We start from the raw sequence: 16,832 nt of genomic DNA, 5'->3' as shown, positions 1-16,832 counted from the left end.
TTATAATCTCTCCTTCATCGCAGCCGGAATGAGATAATGAAACAATTTAAATAAAATAAAAATCGGAATATATATAAGAAGCACACTAACGATGAAAACCTCAACTCTAATACCGAAATACGATTTCAAAAACATAAAAATACCACCCGTATTAAAAATCCATTCTATAATATATAAATTAGATAACATAAAAAAGATATTCGTTTTCGCAAAGAATAATGTACTAAGCAACACATTTCGTAAAATATGACGATTTAAAATATGAAAGCGCCCCAGCCCTTTCGCCTTAGCAAATAGTACATAATCTTTTTCTAGTTCATTTTCAAAACGAAGCACGACCATTTTTACAAACATAATCGTAGTCGGGATGCTCAAACACAATATTGGCAACCCCCTAATCGACTCGCCTCCAATTGAAGCAATTTGAAAAGGTAAAAAACCTGTTTGTTTAAAAAACCATACAACTAAAATTTGTGATACTAAAATAAGAAGGATATCTGGAATGGATTCTAGGAAGATAAGAAATGATTTAATTCGATGTTGTATACGCGGTGAACTACTCATAATTACATAAACAATACAAAATGCTACAAATAATGAAATGAAAAAAGCAGCTAAAAAAATAATAATCGTTTCTTTATAATGGACAAACAGCTGCGGAAATAAAAATTTACCTCTCACATATTGCAAATTGGAAATATCCATTAAGTTCACAAACACTTCTTTTAAACTCTGTATGTACCTTGATGCATGCAGCTCAAATCCATAAAATAATTTCGGCAGTGCCCCTAAACAAATAATACCCAAAATCGAAATAATAAATTGAACCGTCACTTCCATCCCATTCAGAAAAACTTTTTTGACCACGTTTTCCCTTCTCTCTCTATATAATTTACCCCTAATTTTATTCTTAATTTTCTGAATTGTAAATGTTTATATAAAAAAATCACTAGGTTATGATCCTAGTGATTCTTTATGCGCATGCCCTTCTCTTTTCACAAATGGCATATACAAAATAAAACATCCAATAAGCGCAGCTATTTCTAATGAAATAATATAGTAAGGATGCGGCCCTAACATATCGAGTAATGAAGCAGTTTCTGGCTTACGAGCTAAAAACATATAATTGCCTCCTGTTTTGTAGTTCACAAAAGAAACGATTGGAATTACTATGTTTAAAAATATCATCGTACGCTTAATTGATTGCAAGGTCGGTCTATATCCTTCTACCCACGTCATAAAGAGTGGTGCCCAAATGAGTAATACATGTGCAACGAAGAATTCTATAAAGCGAAAATGCGGAAAAGTATATTGCACGTTCGGCGTTAAAATAGCTTGTGATGCACCGATGATCCCTGTGAAAAATACAATTTCATATATGCGGTAACTTTTCGTTACAACCATAATCGATGCTAACAACAAACTAATCGTACACAACTCGAATGGCAATGAAGTGGCTAGCTCAAAAATCCCTGCTTTCCACTCCCACATATGAAGTCCAATTTCACTTCCTATAAATAAAAATGCAATCGCATATCGAACCGTTATATTCCACTCACTTTGACGCAATAAATCTTGATATTGATACAGAAAAAATATCCCCACCAACATAATAAATAATATAAGGACATGTTGCCTTGAGTAGGGAATAAATGGTTTTAATGGATGCGCACTAAAATAAGCTTCCATCTTGCCTCCTCCTCTCCTTCATACAATATTATTGTAAGAAAGAAACGACGAGTCAATTCATTTGCTTACACTTGGACAAGCTCTACCTTACATTTACATATTCATACCTTACAAAACTGTAAGGTTATTGTAAGCTAAAACGATTTGTCAGATTCTTCACCTCTTTTATACTTAATGTAGATACTAAAACGAACGAAAAGGTGATAAATAGATGAAGAAGAAAAATAAAGTGTTAATTACTAGTGTAGTAGCAATCGGTATTGCAGCTGGATCATATTTTGCATTTGCTGGCGGTAGTTCAGAAGTAGCAATGGCATATAGCGGATATAAAGTAACAGAAAAACAAATTGAAAACGCGCAAAAATTTGGCGGTGAAGTCATTCCAAACGGCATCGAAACAATTTCATTTGATCCAACAAAAGGTACGTATGAATTAGCTGTAAAAAAAGGTGATGAAGTAAAAAAAGGGCAACTCCTGTTTAAATATAATGACCCTACTGCGAAACAAGGTGTAACGGAAGCAGAAATGCAAAAGAAAATCGCACAAAAAGAAGTAACATTGTTACAAAAACAAATTGATACAGCGAAACAAAAATTACAAAAAGATAAAAATGCAGGCCTTCCTGCTGAAGCATTAAAGGCATCAGAAATCGAAGTACAACAATTAGAATCACAAATTGAAATGAAAAAGTTTGAAGTTGAAAAATCTGATGAAATGATTAAAGCAGCAAAAGAGAAAGTAAACACACTTTCTGTAACGAGCCCTACTGATGGCGTAATTGATGACATCGTAAAAACTGCTGATGAAAAAACAGGTATGAGCGGTATTACACTTCGTCACGCTGGTCCATTTAAAGTAAAAGGTCAACTTTCTGAATATGAGCTTGCTAGTATGAAAGTTGGGCAAGAAGTAACTGTTTCTTCAAAAACTGTCGCTGGTAAGACTTGGACAGGAAAAGTAACAGAAATCGGGTCTACACCATTAAAGAGCATGGATGAAAATAAAACTGTTTCTAACTATCAGTTCACTGTCACATTAGATAATAGTGAAGAATTACAAAACGGATTCCACGTATACGTAACAAGTAAATCTGGCGAAGCAACTGGTACAATTGTTCCGAAAAGCAGCATCGTGAAAAAAGGTGACAAAAATGTTGTCTTCGTTGTAAAAGACGGGAAAGCGAAAGAACAAGCGGTTACTGTCGAATTCGAGACTGATAGCGAAGTGAAAGTTTCTGGAGTGAAAAAAGGAGAACAAATTATCTCTAAACCTGAAAAAGACTTAAAAGATGGTATGGAGGTTGTCGTTGAATGATTAACTTAAAAGGCATCACGAAATCTTTCCAAAATGGTGCAGAATCCGTACAAATATTACACGGCATTGACGTAACACTGAACCAGGGAGAATTCACTTCTATTATGGGACCATCTGGTTCTGGTAAATCAACATTAATGAACATTATCGGTTGCTTAGATAAACCAACGACAGGTGCGTATGAACTAGCTGGTCAAAATATTTCAAATATGTCTGAAACAGAACTTGCACGCGTTCGTAATAAAGAGATCGGATTCGTATTCCAAAACTTCATGTTATTACCAAGACTTACAGCACTTCAAAATGTAGAGCTACCTCTTATTTACGCTGGAGTTGATAAAAAAGAAAGACGTGAGCGCTCATTAGCCGCTTTAACAAAAGTAGGTTTAGCTGATCGTGCTACTCACCTGCCAAACGAATTATCAGGTGGACAAAAACAGCGTGTCGCAGTCGCACGTGCAATCGTAAATAACCCGAAATTCATCTTAGCCGATGAACCAACGGGAGCGCTTGATACGAAAACAAGTACACAGATTATGGACCTCTTTTACGAATTAAACAAACAAGGCTCAACAATCATTATGATTACCCATGACCGTGAAATCGGGGAAGCTGCAGCACGTCAAATTGTAATTCGTGACGGAAATATCGTCCAAGATTGGAGAGGTTAATTTTGAACACGAGTGAAAATATACGCATGGCCCTTTCCTCTATCTTTGCTCATAAAATGCGTTCTATCTTAACGATGCTAGGAATTATTATCGGTATTAGCGCCATTATTACTATCATTTCAATGGGTGATGGTACAAACGCAAAGTTTAAAAAAGAGTTAGGGCAAGGAAAAGATAATGAAGTAACGATTTACTACAAAAACCCTGATTATGGACCAGACAACGCCAAAATTACAGCCGATATGCTAAACCGTCTTCAAACTGTACCAGGCGTTAAAGATGTGTATCCAGATGTAAGTATGAAAGTAAAAGCATCTGCTGGTTCAAAAGATGTTTCTCTTGATTTAAAAGGTGGAACAGGCGACTTCATGACAGATTCGAAAATAAATTTAGTTCACGGTCGCGAATTAAACGATAGCGAATTAAACCAAGCAATTCCTGCTGTTATATTAAATGAAGAAGCTTTCAATAAATTATTTAATGGTTGGGAATCAAATTTATACACAGATATAAAAGGAAAACCATATAAAGTAGTCGGTGTGTACGAAACGAAAAATGAGTTTGGAATGGCTATGTCAGAAGGTTATACATCACTTGAAAATGCCCCTGTAATTTCAGGAGTAACTGAGTATGACACTGTGAAATTAACGCTCGTTTCTCCAGCAGAACGTAAAAGTGTAGAAAAACAAGCCGTTTCTGTTTTAAACGAAATGAAAGCTCCTAAATTTGAGCATAAATTTGAAGCGCAAGATATGGGTGAATTTACGAAGCAACTAGACGAATCAATCGGTATGATGAAAATGGTATTCGGTGGTATTGCCGCTATTTCATTACTTGTTGGTGGTATCGGCGTAATGAACATTATGCTTGTATCTGTAACAGAACGTACACGTGAGATTGGTATTCGTAAAGCACTTGGTGCAACACGCGGTAAAGTATTAACACAATTCTTAATTGAATCTTGTATTTTAACAGGACTCGGTGGATTCATCGGATTCATGCTCGGTATCTTCTTCGCTTGGATCGTCTCGATCTTTGCTGGATGGCCACTCGTTGTCTCAAAAGAACTTGGACTTCTTGCAGTAGGTATCTCCATGTTAATCGGTATTATATTCGGTTTACTTCCAGCTAACAAAGCTGCAAAACTGGATCCAATTGAATGTTTACGATATGAGTAAAAAAGAGGTTGCCTACGTGCAACCTCTTTTTCTATACCAAAAGAAATGAACAACTTTATTATGTGCATCATCTAAGCAAATCTCAAATAACAACATTCGTGTATTAAAAGATTAATTAAGAATTCTTATTTTCACCTTTTTGCGTCCCCACTTAATAGCTTCTCTTTCAGTCGGGAAAAGTACATCAATTATTTTCCCTTTAATAGCACCACCCGTATCACCGGCAATGGCTACACCATAACCCTCAACATCTACTTGCGTTCCTAATGGAATTACTTTAGGATCAACAGCAATTAACTTGATATTTGGGTTTTTCCCTATATCAATACCATATGCAGTAATGCGTTCATGTGGAGGACTGTTCTCTACACTATACGCTGTAGACTCGAAAACCATTTCAATGCCACCGTTTGGATTAATCCATTTTTCCCCTTCATAAGAAATAATTTTTAACCAGCCACTTGTTGTACCATCGATAACAAGCACCTCTTGTGCTGAAAAAGCTTGGCCTCCATTTCCTTTTGTGGATACAAATGATGGTTCATTGTACGTATAGAATGATTTTTCTACATACTTTTTCTCACCATTTGGATTGATCCATTTCTCTCCTTCGTAAGAAATAATCTTTAACCAACCACTTGTTGTACCATCGATAACAGGTACCTCTTGCGCTGTAAAGACTTGGCCTCCCCCTCCTTTTGGAGATACGAAAGATGGCTCATTATACGTATAGAATGATTTTTCTACATACTTTTTCTCACCACTTGGATTGATCCATTTCTCTCCTTCGTAAGAAATAATCTTTAACCAACCACTTGTTGTACCATCAATCACAGGTACCTCTTGCGCTGTAAAAGCTTGGCCTCCTCCTCCTTTTGGAGATACGAAAGATGGCTCATTGTACGTGTAGAATGATTTTTCTACATACTTTTTCTCACCGTTTGGATTGATCCATTTTTCTCCTTCATAAGAAATAATTTTTAACCAGCCACTTGTCGTCCCATCGATAACAGGTACCTCTTGTGCTAAAAAGGATTGGCCTCCTCCTCCTTTTGCAGACACAAATGATGGCTCATTATACGTATAGAATGGTTTCTCTACATACTTTTTCTCACCATTTAAATTGATCCACTTCTCGCCTTCCCAAGTTTGAATTTTCCACCAACCATTGTTTCGTTTTTCCCTTATAAGAATTGTTTGAGGCGGATATTCCACGCCTCCATTTGATTTAACTGCTGTAAAAGAAGCTTCATTATATGCATAAAATGACTTTTCTACATTTTCCTTCGTATCCGCATTCGCTAATACACCCGTCATTACACTATGTTTTAACATATATATCACCTATATCCTTTCGTATATTTCAATTAATAATCTCTGAAACAACGAATATTTCATTTTAGAAAATTCATTGTGGTTTTTCATAACTATCAAAAACAGCTATCAAAATTGATAGCTGTTTTATAATCTATTAAATCAATTTATTTAATTATCCTTATAAACACCTTAAAAGATGTTTATATACTAACGTTGCTAACTTATTTTTTAAATCTACCATAACCAAGGAAATGTTTTTGATTATATGAACTAAACACATCTCCTCTTACAACACCCGTCTGTTCACTTCCTGCATGAATGAACTCACCGTTTCCAAGATAAATCCCCATATGTGATGGGCCAGGTGTATATGTGTTTTGTAAAAAGACTAAATCTCCAGGCTGCGGATCATTAATTTTAATTACCATCGGCCAATATCCTGCTACACTATTCCTTGAAATACTATACCCATTATTTTTATATACATAGTATATGAAACCACTACAATCAAAGGAATTAGGCCCCGATGCTCCAAAGACGTATGGCTTCCCTAATTGTTTTAGAGCTAATTCAATTACTCCTGAGACCTCAGAAGCATTTGGATTAATCCATTTTTCTCCTTCATAAGAAATAATCTTTAACCAGCCACTTGTTGTACCATCAATAACAAGCACCTCTTGTGCTGAAAAAGCTTGGCCTCCATTTCCTTTTGTGGATACAAATGATGGTTCATTGTACGTATAGAATGATTTTTCTACATACTTTTTTTCACCATTTGGATTGATCCATTTCTCTCCTTCGTAAGAAATAATCTTTAACCAACCACTTGTTGTACCATCGATAACAGGTACCTCTTGCGCTGTAAAGACTTGACCTCCCCCTCCTTTTGGAGATACGAAAGATGGCTCATTATACGTATAGAATGATTTTTCTACATACTTTTTCTCACCACTTGGATTGATCCATTTCTCTCCTTCGTAAGAAATAATCTTTAACCAACCACTTGTTGTACCATCAATCACAGGTACCTCTTGCGCTGTAAAAGCTTGGCCTCCTCCTCCTTTTGCAGACACAAATGATGGCTCATTGTACGTATAGAATGATTTTTCTACATACTTTTTCTCACCGTTTGGATTGATCCATTTTTCTCCTTCATAAGAAATAATTTTTAACCAGCCACTTGTCGTACCATCGATAACAGGTACCTCTTGTGCTAAAAAGGATTGGCCTCCTCCTCCTTTTGCAGACACAAATGATGGCTCATTATACGTATAGAATGGTTTCTCTACATACTTTTTCTCACCATTTAAATTGATCCACTTCTCGCCTTCCCAAGTTTGAATTTTCCACCAACCATTGTTTCGTTTTTCCCTTATAAGAATTGTTTGAGGCGGATATTCCACGCCTCCATTTGATTTAACTGCTGTAAAAGAAGCTTCATTATATGCATAAAATGACTTTTCTACATTTTCCTTCGTATCCGCATTCGCTAATACATCCATCATTACACTATGTTTTAACATATATATCACCTTTCCTTTTCTTCTACTTAATTTATATAAAGTAACGATCCTATTAATTTCAAATAATATTTAATAAAAAATATAAAAGGCCACTTAAATAAGTTGGCCTTTTGTATTATCTAATTACTACATGTTCTTCACGAATCCAACGATTCCCACCAATATCAACATGTTCATCTTGACGCCCAAATAATCGATATGGCTCGCTACCATCGACAAAACCAGTATCTTTTCCATTCGGTCCATCGTAATGTCTAATTTGATAACCAGAAGGATATTTTGAATAAGCATAAAACCATTGAACATCGAAATGCTCTAATTTTGCCCATTGTTGATCCCCGCCGAAATTAATCATATATTCTGGGATCCACCAAGCTTTATAAATTAAATATGGGTTTTTATCTTTAATAGAATTACCTGAAAATATAAAATCAGTTGGATTTGTATTTAAGTTCACCTCATATCCAACAGGATATTTTGAGATAGCGATCCCAATACCTACCGGTCGATTTTGTTGCCCATTGTTATCACCATTTCCATCAAGAAACCAAGATAATGACTTGTTACCAATTAAATAATTCAAATCACATTTACCAATACCAGATACATTTCCTGTCTCAGTATACTGCCAAATGTCACAAGGATAAGCTGGTTTATTCCCGCCATAACGTGGAATCCATGTAAAATCAGCTTTAATATTTGCTGCACCAAACGCTTCATAAGTATGATGCCCTACGTATAAACCAACTTTTTTTGCTCCTAAACGGCGTAATTCATCAATAAATGCTTGCGTCCCACTTTGCATATCACCCATTGTCTTAACCTCAACGTCTGCAACCCAAAATAATGCACCTTTGTCACCTCGCGCCCAAAAATCTTGCGCTTCTTTCTTAGCATCCGCAACAGACGTAAAGCGGCAAAATGCGTAATTTCCATACGGTACTTTATAACTTTTCATAGCTTGAACGTATTCTTTATACATAGGATCTACGTAATTTGAGCCATCTTGCACCCTAGCAATAACTAAATCAAGCTGTGGAGCCGCTACACCCCAATCTATATTACCGTTCCATTTTGAAATATCTACAATGTGTCCCATTACTTCATTTCTCCTTTTTATGTTCTTGTTTTTGTTCATTATTTAAAACTTCAACAGCACTGATTAATATTTTCGGAATCTTAATCCCTATACGACCAGCATTTTCTAAAACTGATAATGCTTCATTTCCTATAAAGAAAAAGATTGTTGCTTCTCGAATCCCACTATTACTACCAAATAATGAATCTAGCTGTGCTGCAACTCCAATTAATAAAAATAACATCACCTTTTTAGCAATGCCCTTAAAGCCAACTTTACTTTTCAATTCTCCGCTATACCCTGCTGCAATCATTCCAGACAGATAATCAATAACTGCTATTATTACCAATACTTTCAATGCAACATCAAACCCTCCAAAAAAATACCCACAAAAAGCTCCAAATGTCGCTCCAAATATCTTTATTAAACTAGCAATATGAGCCACGTTCCTTTCTCTTTTTTCAAATAAAAAAGAAAGACAAATGTCTCTCTTCGCTTTTTATTAAATCACTAAGATTTATTTGTATAGGAGGGATAGTTTTTATCTTTAATAACCTTTTCCATACTAATTAATTTTTGATTAGGCTACGCTTTGCACCTTTATAGTTACTCACTTCTATATTTTTCCAAATCCGTTGATTCAGGAGAAGTGTATACATATTTTCTTCCTTTATCATACCTCCTTGTACTACTCTTTTACCTAATACACCAAAAGCTATTTCACTACTTTAAATGTATTAAGTTTGAGAGTATATAAACTCATTCAACCCTTAAAAATACTATCTTCTCATTCCTAAACTTGCTTAAATGTAGGAGGTTAAACATACATGAAATAAAAAATATTCATTTGTATGTTTAGCTCAGATAATATCTACAAAGTTGAGCAATACACACACCACACAGGAGTACTCTTACCTCCAAGGCCCCGCTGGTTATCTACGCGAACAAAGTGCATGGTGACCTATGAAAGCATCACTGTACGATAACCCGAGTGCGTCCTATTCTGGTGGAACGCTTATTCACCAAAAGGGATTTTGTTTTCCCCTTCTGATACTAAGATTATCATTCATCCATATTTATAAATTCCCCTTAATTATCCCTCTCTTCATCGGAAATTTCTCCTTCTACTATCTTTATTGATTATGTAAATCTATTGAAAAGATCTCACTATTTTCCCATTCAGATATAGTAAACCTTTACTTATGATGCTCAAATCACCCCTAAAGCCGTAGCAATTAAGCGAAGAGCATTCTTCTTCTTTTCATAATAAGAGTCTTTCTTTATTAACAATTCATTATAAATATAATCATCTCTTAATTTTTGATCGCTTAAATACTTCATCTCAATAATGTTTCTCTCGTCCTCATCTAAGCTATACTTTAAAGCTTTTTCAACCTGTCTATACTTCATTTGATTAATCTGCTTAGTATTACAAATTTCAGGAAACAAATTAATTCCTCCCTGCAGTTGCCCAATCTCATCCCCAAAACGCACCTTTAATGCACGATGTTCCTTTAAAATATTTATAACTACTTTTTGTATTTTCTTTTCTGTTTCTTTATCCATAATTGATAATAAAATTGGTTGTTCCAAATTAAAAACCTCCCAAGAATATAATTTATTTTCGTATAAAATCCTTCTTACTTTTAAAAGATCGCTCTATATTTATTGGAGAATATAATTAAATCTACTCATTAAAATAAAACCATCTTTTCTAATGAGGGCATATGCCCTTAAGTTTCACACAGTGAAACTTTTCGTTTAAAATTTTTTTCATGTTATTAAAAGATTATTACTACCTCTCTTCAACATTACGTATTTCACAAATTGAAGGATCCAACATTTCTTTAAATAGCCCCATATTATATCAATCCTTTCCTCTTTACGATTCCTATTAGTAAACTTTATAATGAAAATAAGAGTTATTTTGGAAACTCGTTTAAAGGGGAGACAATATACAGTGGAAATAAAAGATAGATTAAAACAAATCAGAATAGATAGTAAGCTAAGCCAAGAACAATTCGGGAAAGAGGTTGGCTTAACAAAAGGAACTGTTTCTAAATTTGAAAATGGGAAAGCCTTTCCTGGACGAGAAACATTAGAAAAAGTTTCAAAAAGATTTAATGTTACTATTGACTACTTATATGGAGAAAGTAAAGAAATAGATTTAAATGCACACAAATATAAAAAGTTTAAAGAAATCATGGAATGGCTAGAACCGTTACCAAAAGATGAAAAAGATATAGCATTAGAACAAATGCTTTCTATCGCTCAGGCGCTAAATAAAAATCATACGAAACCTGAGAAGAAATAGCCTATTTATTTAGAAGAATGGCTATTTCTTTTAATTTTTTCTATGTATTCATCTAATTTCTCTGGGGCTATCTTTACTATCGTATTTATAAATAGCTTAACGATTTCCTCTTTTGTCATTTCCAAAATCCTCCATCACCTTTAACAGGATAATGATTTCTTACTGAACTACTTTCCAACTTACCATTACTAAATTTTCTTTATTTAATCTCCCTCCTATATATACTCATTTTCATAACTATTTGTATATGTTAAACCACGCACCTAATTCCCAAAAAACACTACAAAATATCTTTATGAATATTTTACCACCAATCGAACTTTTGTTCTATATTTAGTTTATAATTCTTTAAAAAACAGCGTATAATCATTCTATTATCTGTAATTCGAAGCAAATCTCCACTATTTTTTATTTTATTGAAGAATAATTCAATTTTATCAACGTTTTATTAAAAATATGAATCTACAGGAATTCACGAACCAATTCATAACAATATCGTCCCTTTAAATCATGTTTCTTCTATTATATATGTTTCATGTTGCGATTATCTTTTTATCCTTGCAACTTTCATTTCGCATTACCACTATCCTACAATCCTATTATTGCAAAAATAATATGTGACACCCTAAAATCAAGGCGTAATTTTTTCCATACCTCGACTTATTTTGTAACAATTATAGCGATATTTCATTGATTTTCACCTCATATATATATTTACACAATCAAAATAGTTATTATTACATAACTATCTCTACCTTACAGTAGTGAAATACATCGCTTTTGTAACACATACGAAAAATTCTTGTAACACTACAGAAATACTATTAACCTATTAGAAATTGAAATACTCTCCTTTTTATGTATCATACGCTCTAACCTCCCCTAACAACTACAAGAAAGCGCTTTTAGGATATTACTGGAATTATTACAGAATATTAATGACCCGTTACGAATGCTTTGTAGTTTTGTGTTTTCCGCAAATAAGAAAATAATGGTTGCTATAATGAGGTCAACGAAAACAAATGCAATGGAGGCTATTATGAAAAAATTTATGGGTATAGCAACAGCAGCGGTTTTTGGTCTTGGGATTTTCACAACATCTGCTAAAGCAGAAACGATTGTAACAACTGACGTACTAAACGTACGAGAAAACCCAACTACTGAATCACAAGTTGTCGGAAAATTATTAGATGGATATAAAGTTAACGTTTTACATACAGAAAACGGATGGTCAAAAGTAAAATTGAACAGCGGTAAAGAAGCTTTCATTAGCGCTGACTACACAAAAGACACTTACTACGTAACAGCAAACGTATTAAACGTACGTGCTGGTGCAAACACTGACTCAGAAATTCTTGGTAAGTTGAAACAAGATGATGTAATCGAAACAACACACCAAGTACAAAATGACTGGATTCAATTTGAATATAACGGCAAAACAGCTTATGTTCATGTTCCTTACTTAACAGGTAAAGCTCCAGTTAAAGTTCAACCAGCAGTTAAAGTAGAAAAAACAACTAAAGTTCAAGATACAGCTAAAGCAGTGGAAGCAACTAAAGCTCGTGAAGTAGCTGAAACGCAAGCTAAAGCTAAGGCTCAAGAGGCAACTAAAGCTCGTGAAGCAGCTGAAGCTCAAGCAGCGGCTAAGGATCAAGAGGCAGCTAAAGCTCGTGAAGCAGCTAAAGCCGTGGCTTCAGCTAAAGCTCAGGCAGCAGCTGAAGCTCAAGCTGAAGCTAAGGCTCAAGAAGCAGCTAAAGCTCGTGAAGCAGCTAAAGCTCAAGAAGCAGCTGAAGCTCAAGCAGCAGCTAAAGCTCAAGAGGCAGCTAAAGCTCGTGAAGCAGCTAAAGCTCAAGAAGCAGCTGAAGCTCAAGCGGCGGCTAAAGCTCAAGAGGCAGCTAAAGCTCGTGAAGCGGCTAAAGCTCAAAAACCAGCTACACAACAACCTGTTGCAAAAGAAACTGAAACAAGTGCACCATCATCTTCTCGTGAGTTACAAGTTGTAGCAACAGCTTACACAGCAGATCCACTTGAAAATGGTTATAAAGCAGGCGACCAAGTAAAATCAGCTATGGGTCATAACTTAACAGCTAATCCAAACATGAAACTAATTGCAGTTGATCCAAGTGTCATTCCATTAGGTTCAAAAGTATGGGTTGAAGGTTACGGAGTAGCAATCGCTGGTGATACTGGTGGAGCTATTAAAGGAAATAAAATCGACGTTTTAATGCCTGATAAAGGTACATCAAGTAACTGGGGACGTAAGACAGTTACAGTAAAAGTTTTAAACTAATTACTATATAAAAAAGAGTCAGTCTCATTGTTGAGACTGACTCTTTTTTATGATTCTTGTATTCTTTCTCCTTCTCTTCCCTATTCCACACAAGTAAACTGCGTCCAAGCTCCTACATAATCTAGTAAGAATAACTCTTCTTCTGCAATTGTACCGACAATATTTTTCCGTTCATCTATCGGCATTTCTTTTAGAATGATTTGCAGTTCACCTTTATATTTTCCGAATGAATTGTTACCAATTACAACTTGCCCTCTTTCCTGTCGTACACTTTCGCGCACTGGGAAGTCATAGTCTTTGTACTTTTTACGTACTTCTGTAGAACGTACCATATATTCTGTTATGTCGCCACGTCTTACGTGTAATTCTTGCAGTGTCGCTCTCTTCTCTACTTCAGTCGCTTCGTCTACAAAGTGTACTTTTAGCTGTAACATGTAACGATTTAAGTTTCCTAGTTTCTCTAACTCTTCTTCACTTGCATAAGCATTTCCGATAATCACATCATCGATTAGCCCTGTTGCCCATAAGTGTTTCGCTTGTACTTCAATCGGTAAGTTACGATGTTGTTCTAACGTACATAATCCGTCATTAATATCCCATGGACCGATGTTAGCTGTATGTGACGTAATAAAGGCTGCCGTGCGAATGCCATGCTTTTTAAAGCGTTCACTACAGCGAATAAAATAATCATATGGGAGACCAGTGAATTTTTGTGGATAGAAGTTATGACAACCAATTAAAGCTGATTTATTCGCCTGGTGCGAAAGAATGTTTTCTAAGTATGCAATATCGTTACTTACGTTTAGCTCAATTTTTAAGCCGTACGGATTATTTGTCATTTTCGCTTCAGTTAATCCGTCAAATCCTAAATCTAAACGAATACCATCTGCACCTAATTCTGCGAAAAAGGATAGATCACTATAACTAATACCGAGCTGATCAAAGACAGCTGGAGCTACATCTAAAATAACTTCCATATTGTTATCTTTTGCATGATTAATAATTTCTTTAAATTCAGCTACAATCTCTTCTTTCGGACGATTCACAGATAATAGACATGTAAATATTCTTGAAAAACCGTGGCGTGCTGCTGCCGAAATGTATGCCATATCTTTTTCTTTCGTTGAATGCTCTGGATAAAGTGAAATTCCTAATTTACGCTCCATGCTTTTGCATCTCCTTCACACGTTGTATTAATGCCATGCTCGTAAATCTATATTTTGCAGATAAACATGTTGCACATAAAATCGTTGGTACAATAATTACGTACGGTGATTGTAACCCTAACATTACATAGGCACCCATTGAACTACCGATAAATACAATTGATACGAGTAGTAAAACTAATAACGATTTACTTTGTACCCATTTTGAATAATGTGCAATACACTGCCCCGCTACGAATGTAATTAAGATGATAATTGCTCCGAGCATTCTGTTTTCTCCTCTCCTGCTAATTGTTGTTTCTCATACATTTTGAAGAATGGATAGTAAATAACGAATGAGATAACAAAGTTAACAAGTACAAGTACACCAGCCATAATTGTCCAGTCCGTACTAATAATTGCTGCAATTGGTGCTAACATCGTAAATGGCAATTTCGCCATCATCAACGGAATCATACCTGAAACAACTGCGAAATATGATACTGTCGTTGTAACTAGCGGTGTAATAACGAACGGAATAATTAAGATTGGGTTCATTACAATCGGTGCCCCGAAAATAATTGGTTCGTTAATATTGAATAAACCTGGTACAAATGATAATCTACCTAACTCTTTTAGGAACTTAGATTTAGAGAACATAAACATAATTACTAAAGCTAACGTTGAGCCTGATCCGCCAATCCATACGAACCATTGAATAAATTGCTCTGTAAATAAGTTTGGTAATTGATGTGCATTTCCTGTAGCTGTGAATACTTCCATATTTTCAAGAATTGCTGAATCCCACATCGGACGAATGATTGGTCCTAAAATCGCAGGTCCATGTATACCGAATGACCAGAAGAACACGATTAAGAATACTGTTAATAAACCGCCGAATAAATTATTTCCAACTAATACTGATTTTAGTGGTGCAATTAAATACGTGATTGTTGTATTTACATCAAATTTTAAACCGTAACGAATACCCCAGAATAAAAGAATAACGACTAGAGTTGGAATTAATGCTGCAAACGAGTTTGCAACTGCTGGTGGTACACTGTCTGGTAATTTAATCGAGATATTATGCTTAATCATAAAGTGATAAATTTCTACTGCAATTAATGCTGTAACAATTGCTCCGAATAAAGATGTTGCACTTAATGTTCCTACTGAAATGTATCTACCTGCATCAATAACACCTGGCACAGCTTTCGTGATTTGAATTGGTTCAACCGATGCTAGTAAAAAGGCGAGTACAGATAATAATCCTGCACTTAATTGATTGAGCTGATAAAAGTTGGCGAGTGAAGCCCCTACCCCAAATGCTGCGTATAATGCCATTAATCCTACTGTAAATCGGAATGGAATATCTAAAATATGACGAAACGGTGCAATCCACTCCATATATGCATCAATCGGTAAATTTAAAAAGATAACGAAAAATGATCCGACAATCGTTAACGGTAATGTAGAAATAACCCCGTTTCGAATTGCTAATAAATGTCGCTGTCCCGCAATTTTTTGCGTTGTTGGCATAATCTTTTGTTCCATAAAACTCATAAACCCATTCATCAATACCCCTCCTCTTTTTCTTTACTACGAAAGAATGAAATAAAGTTATAACATTATAATGTTTATATTTAAAAAAATATAATTATGCTAAAACTAACTGTTCTGCTTGTTTCAATACTTTTAAACCGTCACACATGCCATAATCTCGTTGTTCTATAATTGCAACCGGTATATCGTATGAGTTCGCAAGAAACTGTACAGCTGGAAACAAATACTTCACCTGTGGTCCGATTAAAACTACATCAGCATTTTTTATTTCCAGTTTCACAAGTTCTGAATCAACTGCTTTAATTTTATAATCTTTCCCTTGTTTCTTTGCCTCTTCTTGCATTTTTCTTACAACCATACTCGTTGACATGCCCGCTGCACAACATAATAAAATGTACATCTTATACTGTCACTTTCTCTTCTACTCGTTTATGAAGAGTGATAAATTCTTCAGCAAGTTCTTTCACTGTAATTGCATTCATTAAATGATCTTGTGCATGCACTAACAGTAAACTGATTTCTGCATGATTTCCTCTTGCTTCTTCTTGAATTAAATTTGTTTGAATGCGATGAGCTGCTGAAATTTCTTCACTAGCAAGTGTCATCTTTTCACTCGCATTCTCAAAATCTCCTTGTCTTGCAAAAGCAATTGCTTCAAGTGACGCGCTTCTCGCGTTGCCACCATGTAAAATTAACGCAAATGGAGTTTGCATATCAGTCATTTTAAATTCCCCCAAGCTATCTTTTTT

General features: G+C 35.0%; 17 protein-coding genes. 5 read left to right on the top strand and 12 right to left on the bottom strand.

Annotation, left to right across the window (positions count from 1 at the left end; translation table 11 throughout):
* Complete coding sequence (locus KVT31_RS09400) at positions 1–867, bottom strand: ABC transporter permease subunit (RefSeq protein WP_140392356.1); 867 nt, start codon at positions 865–867, stop codon at positions 1–3.
* Positions 868–954: 87 nt separating this feature from the next.
* Positions 955–1,689 (bottom strand): YwaF family protein, encoded by a 735-nt coding sequence (locus tag KVT31_RS09395; protein WP_088095265.1) that lies wholly within the window; start codon positions 1,687–1,689, stop codon positions 955–957.
* Positions 1,690–1,900: 211 nt separating this feature from the next.
* On the opposite strand from KVT31_RS09395, the gene KVT31_RS09390 reads away from it, so the two are divergent.
* From KVT31_RS09390 to KVT31_RS09380, 3 genes are read left to right on the top strand one after another with little or no spacing between them, the layout of a single operon-like run.
* On the top strand, positions 1,901–3,004 hold the full coding sequence (locus tag KVT31_RS09390; protein ID WP_088095264.1) for an efflux RND transporter periplasmic adaptor subunit: 1,104 nt from the start codon (positions 1,901–1,903) through the stop codon (positions 3,002–3,004).
* Complete coding sequence (locus KVT31_RS09385) at positions 3,001–3,675, top strand: ABC transporter ATP-binding protein (protein ID WP_000609098.1); 675 nt, start codon at positions 3,001–3,003, stop codon at positions 3,673–3,675. Before KVT31_RS09390 ends, KVT31_RS09385 begins: the two co-directional genes overlap by 4 nt.
* Positions 3,676–3,701: 26 nt before the next feature.
* Positions 3,702–4,853: an ABC transporter permease gene (locus tag KVT31_RS09380; protein WP_423779781.1), complete on the top strand. Its 1,152-nt coding sequence runs from the start codon at positions 3,702–3,704 to the stop codon at positions 4,851–4,853.
* Between the two features lie 111 nt (positions 4,854–4,964).
* Here the strand turns inward: KVT31_RS09380 and KVT31_RS09375 are convergent, their stop codons facing one another.
* The 5 genes from KVT31_RS09375 to KVT31_RS09355 all read right to left on the bottom strand — a co-directional run bounded on the left by KVT31_RS09375 (position 4,965) and on the right by KVT31_RS09355 (position 10,364).
* Positions 4,965–6,188: a 3D domain-containing protein gene (locus KVT31_RS09375; protein ID WP_217613522.1), complete on the bottom strand. Its 1,224-nt coding sequence runs from the start codon at positions 6,186–6,188 to the stop codon at positions 4,965–4,967.
* A gap of 203 nt (positions 6,189–6,391) precedes the next feature.
* The gene (locus KVT31_RS09370) at positions 6,392–7,693 is read right to left on the bottom strand and encodes a C40 family peptidase (RefSeq protein WP_217613521.1); all 1,302 of its coding nucleotides are present in this window, start codon (positions 7,691–7,693) and stop codon (positions 6,392–6,394) included.
* Positions 7,694–7,808: 115 nt separating this feature from the next.
* The gene (locus KVT31_RS09365) at positions 7,809–8,792 is read right to left on the bottom strand and encodes a glycoside hydrolase family 25 protein (RefSeq protein WP_088095260.1); all 984 of its coding nucleotides are present in this window, start codon (positions 8,790–8,792) and stop codon (positions 7,809–7,811) included.
* A 4-nt stretch (positions 8,793–8,796) separates the two neighbouring features.
* Positions 8,797–9,216: a phage holin family protein gene (locus KVT31_RS09360; protein ID WP_000930103.1), complete on the bottom strand. Its 420-nt coding sequence runs from the start codon at positions 9,214–9,216 to the stop codon at positions 8,797–8,799.
* Positions 9,217–9,980: 764 nt separating this feature from the next.
* Positions 9,981–10,364: an ArpU family phage packaging/lysis transcriptional regulator gene (locus KVT31_RS09355; RefSeq protein WP_088095259.1), complete on the bottom strand. Its 384-nt coding sequence runs from the start codon at positions 10,362–10,364 to the stop codon at positions 9,981–9,983.
* A gap of 367 nt (positions 10,365–10,731) precedes the next feature.
* On the opposite strand from KVT31_RS09355, the gene KVT31_RS09350 reads away from it, so the two are divergent.
* Together KVT31_RS09350 and entC are read left to right on the top strand one after the other, a co-directional pair.
* Positions 10,732–11,085: a helix-turn-helix domain-containing protein gene (locus KVT31_RS09350; protein WP_000402992.1), complete on the top strand. Its 354-nt coding sequence runs from the start codon at positions 10,732–10,734 to the stop codon at positions 11,083–11,085.
* A gap of 916 nt (positions 11,086–12,001) precedes the next feature.
* Positions 12,002–13,375: a cell wall-binding protein EntC gene (entC, locus tag KVT31_RS09345; RefSeq protein WP_140392355.1), complete on the top strand. Its 1,374-nt coding sequence runs from the start codon at positions 12,002–12,004 to the stop codon at positions 13,373–13,375.
* A gap of 80 nt (positions 13,376–13,455) precedes the next feature.
* On the opposite strand, the gene KVT31_RS09340 is transcribed toward entC, so the two are convergent.
* The 5 genes from KVT31_RS09340 to KVT31_RS09320 all read right to left on the bottom strand — a co-directional run bounded on the left by KVT31_RS09340 (position 13,456) and on the right by KVT31_RS09320 (position 16,805).
* Positions 13,456–14,541, bottom strand: a complete 1,086-nt coding sequence (locus tag KVT31_RS09340; RefSeq protein ID WP_088095257.1) for a DUF871 domain-containing protein — start codon at positions 14,539–14,541, stop codon at positions 13,456–13,458.
* The gene (locus tag KVT31_RS09335) at positions 14,531–14,809 is read right to left on the bottom strand and encodes a hypothetical protein (RefSeq protein ID WP_000900036.1); all 279 of its coding nucleotides are present in this window, start codon (positions 14,807–14,809) and stop codon (positions 14,531–14,533) included. Before KVT31_RS09335 ends, KVT31_RS09340 begins: the two co-directional genes overlap by 11 nt.
* Positions 14,785–16,095, bottom strand: a complete 1,311-nt coding sequence (locus tag KVT31_RS09330; RefSeq protein ID WP_001013048.1) for a PTS sugar transporter subunit IIC — start codon at positions 16,093–16,095, stop codon at positions 14,785–14,787. The genes KVT31_RS09335 and KVT31_RS09330 overlap by 25 nt, the downstream gene beginning before the upstream one ends.
* 82 nt (positions 16,096–16,177) lie before the next feature.
* Positions 16,178–16,483: a PTS sugar transporter subunit IIB gene (locus tag KVT31_RS09325; protein ID WP_061680155.1), complete on the bottom strand. Its 306-nt coding sequence runs from the start codon at positions 16,481–16,483 to the stop codon at positions 16,178–16,180.
* Between the two features lies 1 nt (position 16,484).
* Positions 16,485–16,805 carry a PTS lactose/cellobiose transporter subunit IIA gene (locus KVT31_RS09320; protein ID WP_088095256.1) on the bottom strand — a complete coding sequence of 107 codons (321 nt, stop codon included), beginning with the start codon at positions 16,803–16,805 and terminating at the stop codon, positions 16,485–16,487.
* Positions 16,806–16,832 lie beyond the last annotated feature (27 nt).

Origin of the sequence: Bacillus sp. GbtcB14 (assembly GCF_019091205.1) — a bacterium.
GTDB classification, from domain to species: Bacteria; Bacillota; Bacilli; order Bacillales; family Bacillaceae_G; genus Bacillus_A; species Bacillus_A cereus_AG.
This window is presented reverse-complemented; position numbering and strand designations above follow the sequence as displayed.

Excerpts from the sequence above, each read along its gene's own strand:
- KVT31_RS09395 (WP_088095265.1), bottom strand. The coding sequence starts at position 1,689 with ATGGAAGCTTATTTTAGTGCGCATCCATTAAAACCATTTATTCCCTAC.
- KVT31_RS09380 (WP_423779781.1), top strand. The coding sequence starts at position 3,702 with ATGGCCCTTTCCTCTATCTTTGCTCATAAAATGCGTTCTATCTTAACG.
- KVT31_RS09325 (WP_061680155.1), bottom strand. The coding sequence starts at position 16,483 with ATGTACATTTTATTATGTTGTGCAGCGGGCATGTCAACGAGTATGGTT.
- KVT31_RS09390 (WP_088095264.1), top strand. The coding sequence starts at position 1,901 with ATGAAGAAGAAAAATAAAGTGTTAATTACTAGTGTAGTAGCAATCGGT.
- KVT31_RS09375 (WP_217613522.1), bottom strand. The coding sequence starts at position 6,188 with ATGTTAAAACATAGTGTAATGACGGGTGTATTAGCGAATGCGGATACG.
- KVT31_RS09335 (WP_000900036.1), bottom strand. The coding sequence starts at position 14,809 with ATGCTCGGAGCAATTATCATCTTAATTACATTCGTAGCGGGGCAGTGT.
- KVT31_RS09340 (WP_088095257.1), bottom strand. The coding sequence starts at position 14,541 with ATGGAGCGTAAATTAGGAATTTCACTTTATCCAGAGCATTCAACGAAA.
- KVT31_RS09385 (WP_000609098.1), top strand. The coding sequence starts at position 3,001 with ATGATTAACTTAAAAGGCATCACGAAATCTTTCCAAAATGGTGCAGAA.
- KVT31_RS09320 (WP_088095256.1), bottom strand. The coding sequence starts at position 16,805 with ATGACTGATATGCAAACTCCATTTGCGTTAATTTTACATGGTGGCAAC.
- KVT31_RS09370 (WP_217613521.1), bottom strand. The coding sequence starts at position 7,693 with ATGTTAAAACATAGTGTAATGATGGATGTATTAGCGAATGCGGATACG.
- KVT31_RS09330 (WP_001013048.1), bottom strand. The coding sequence starts at position 16,095 with ATGAATGGGTTTATGAGTTTTATGGAACAAAAGATTATGCCAACAACG.
- KVT31_RS09365 (WP_088095260.1), bottom strand. The coding sequence starts at position 8,792 with ATGGGACACATTGTAGATATTTCAAAATGGAACGGTAATATAGATTGG.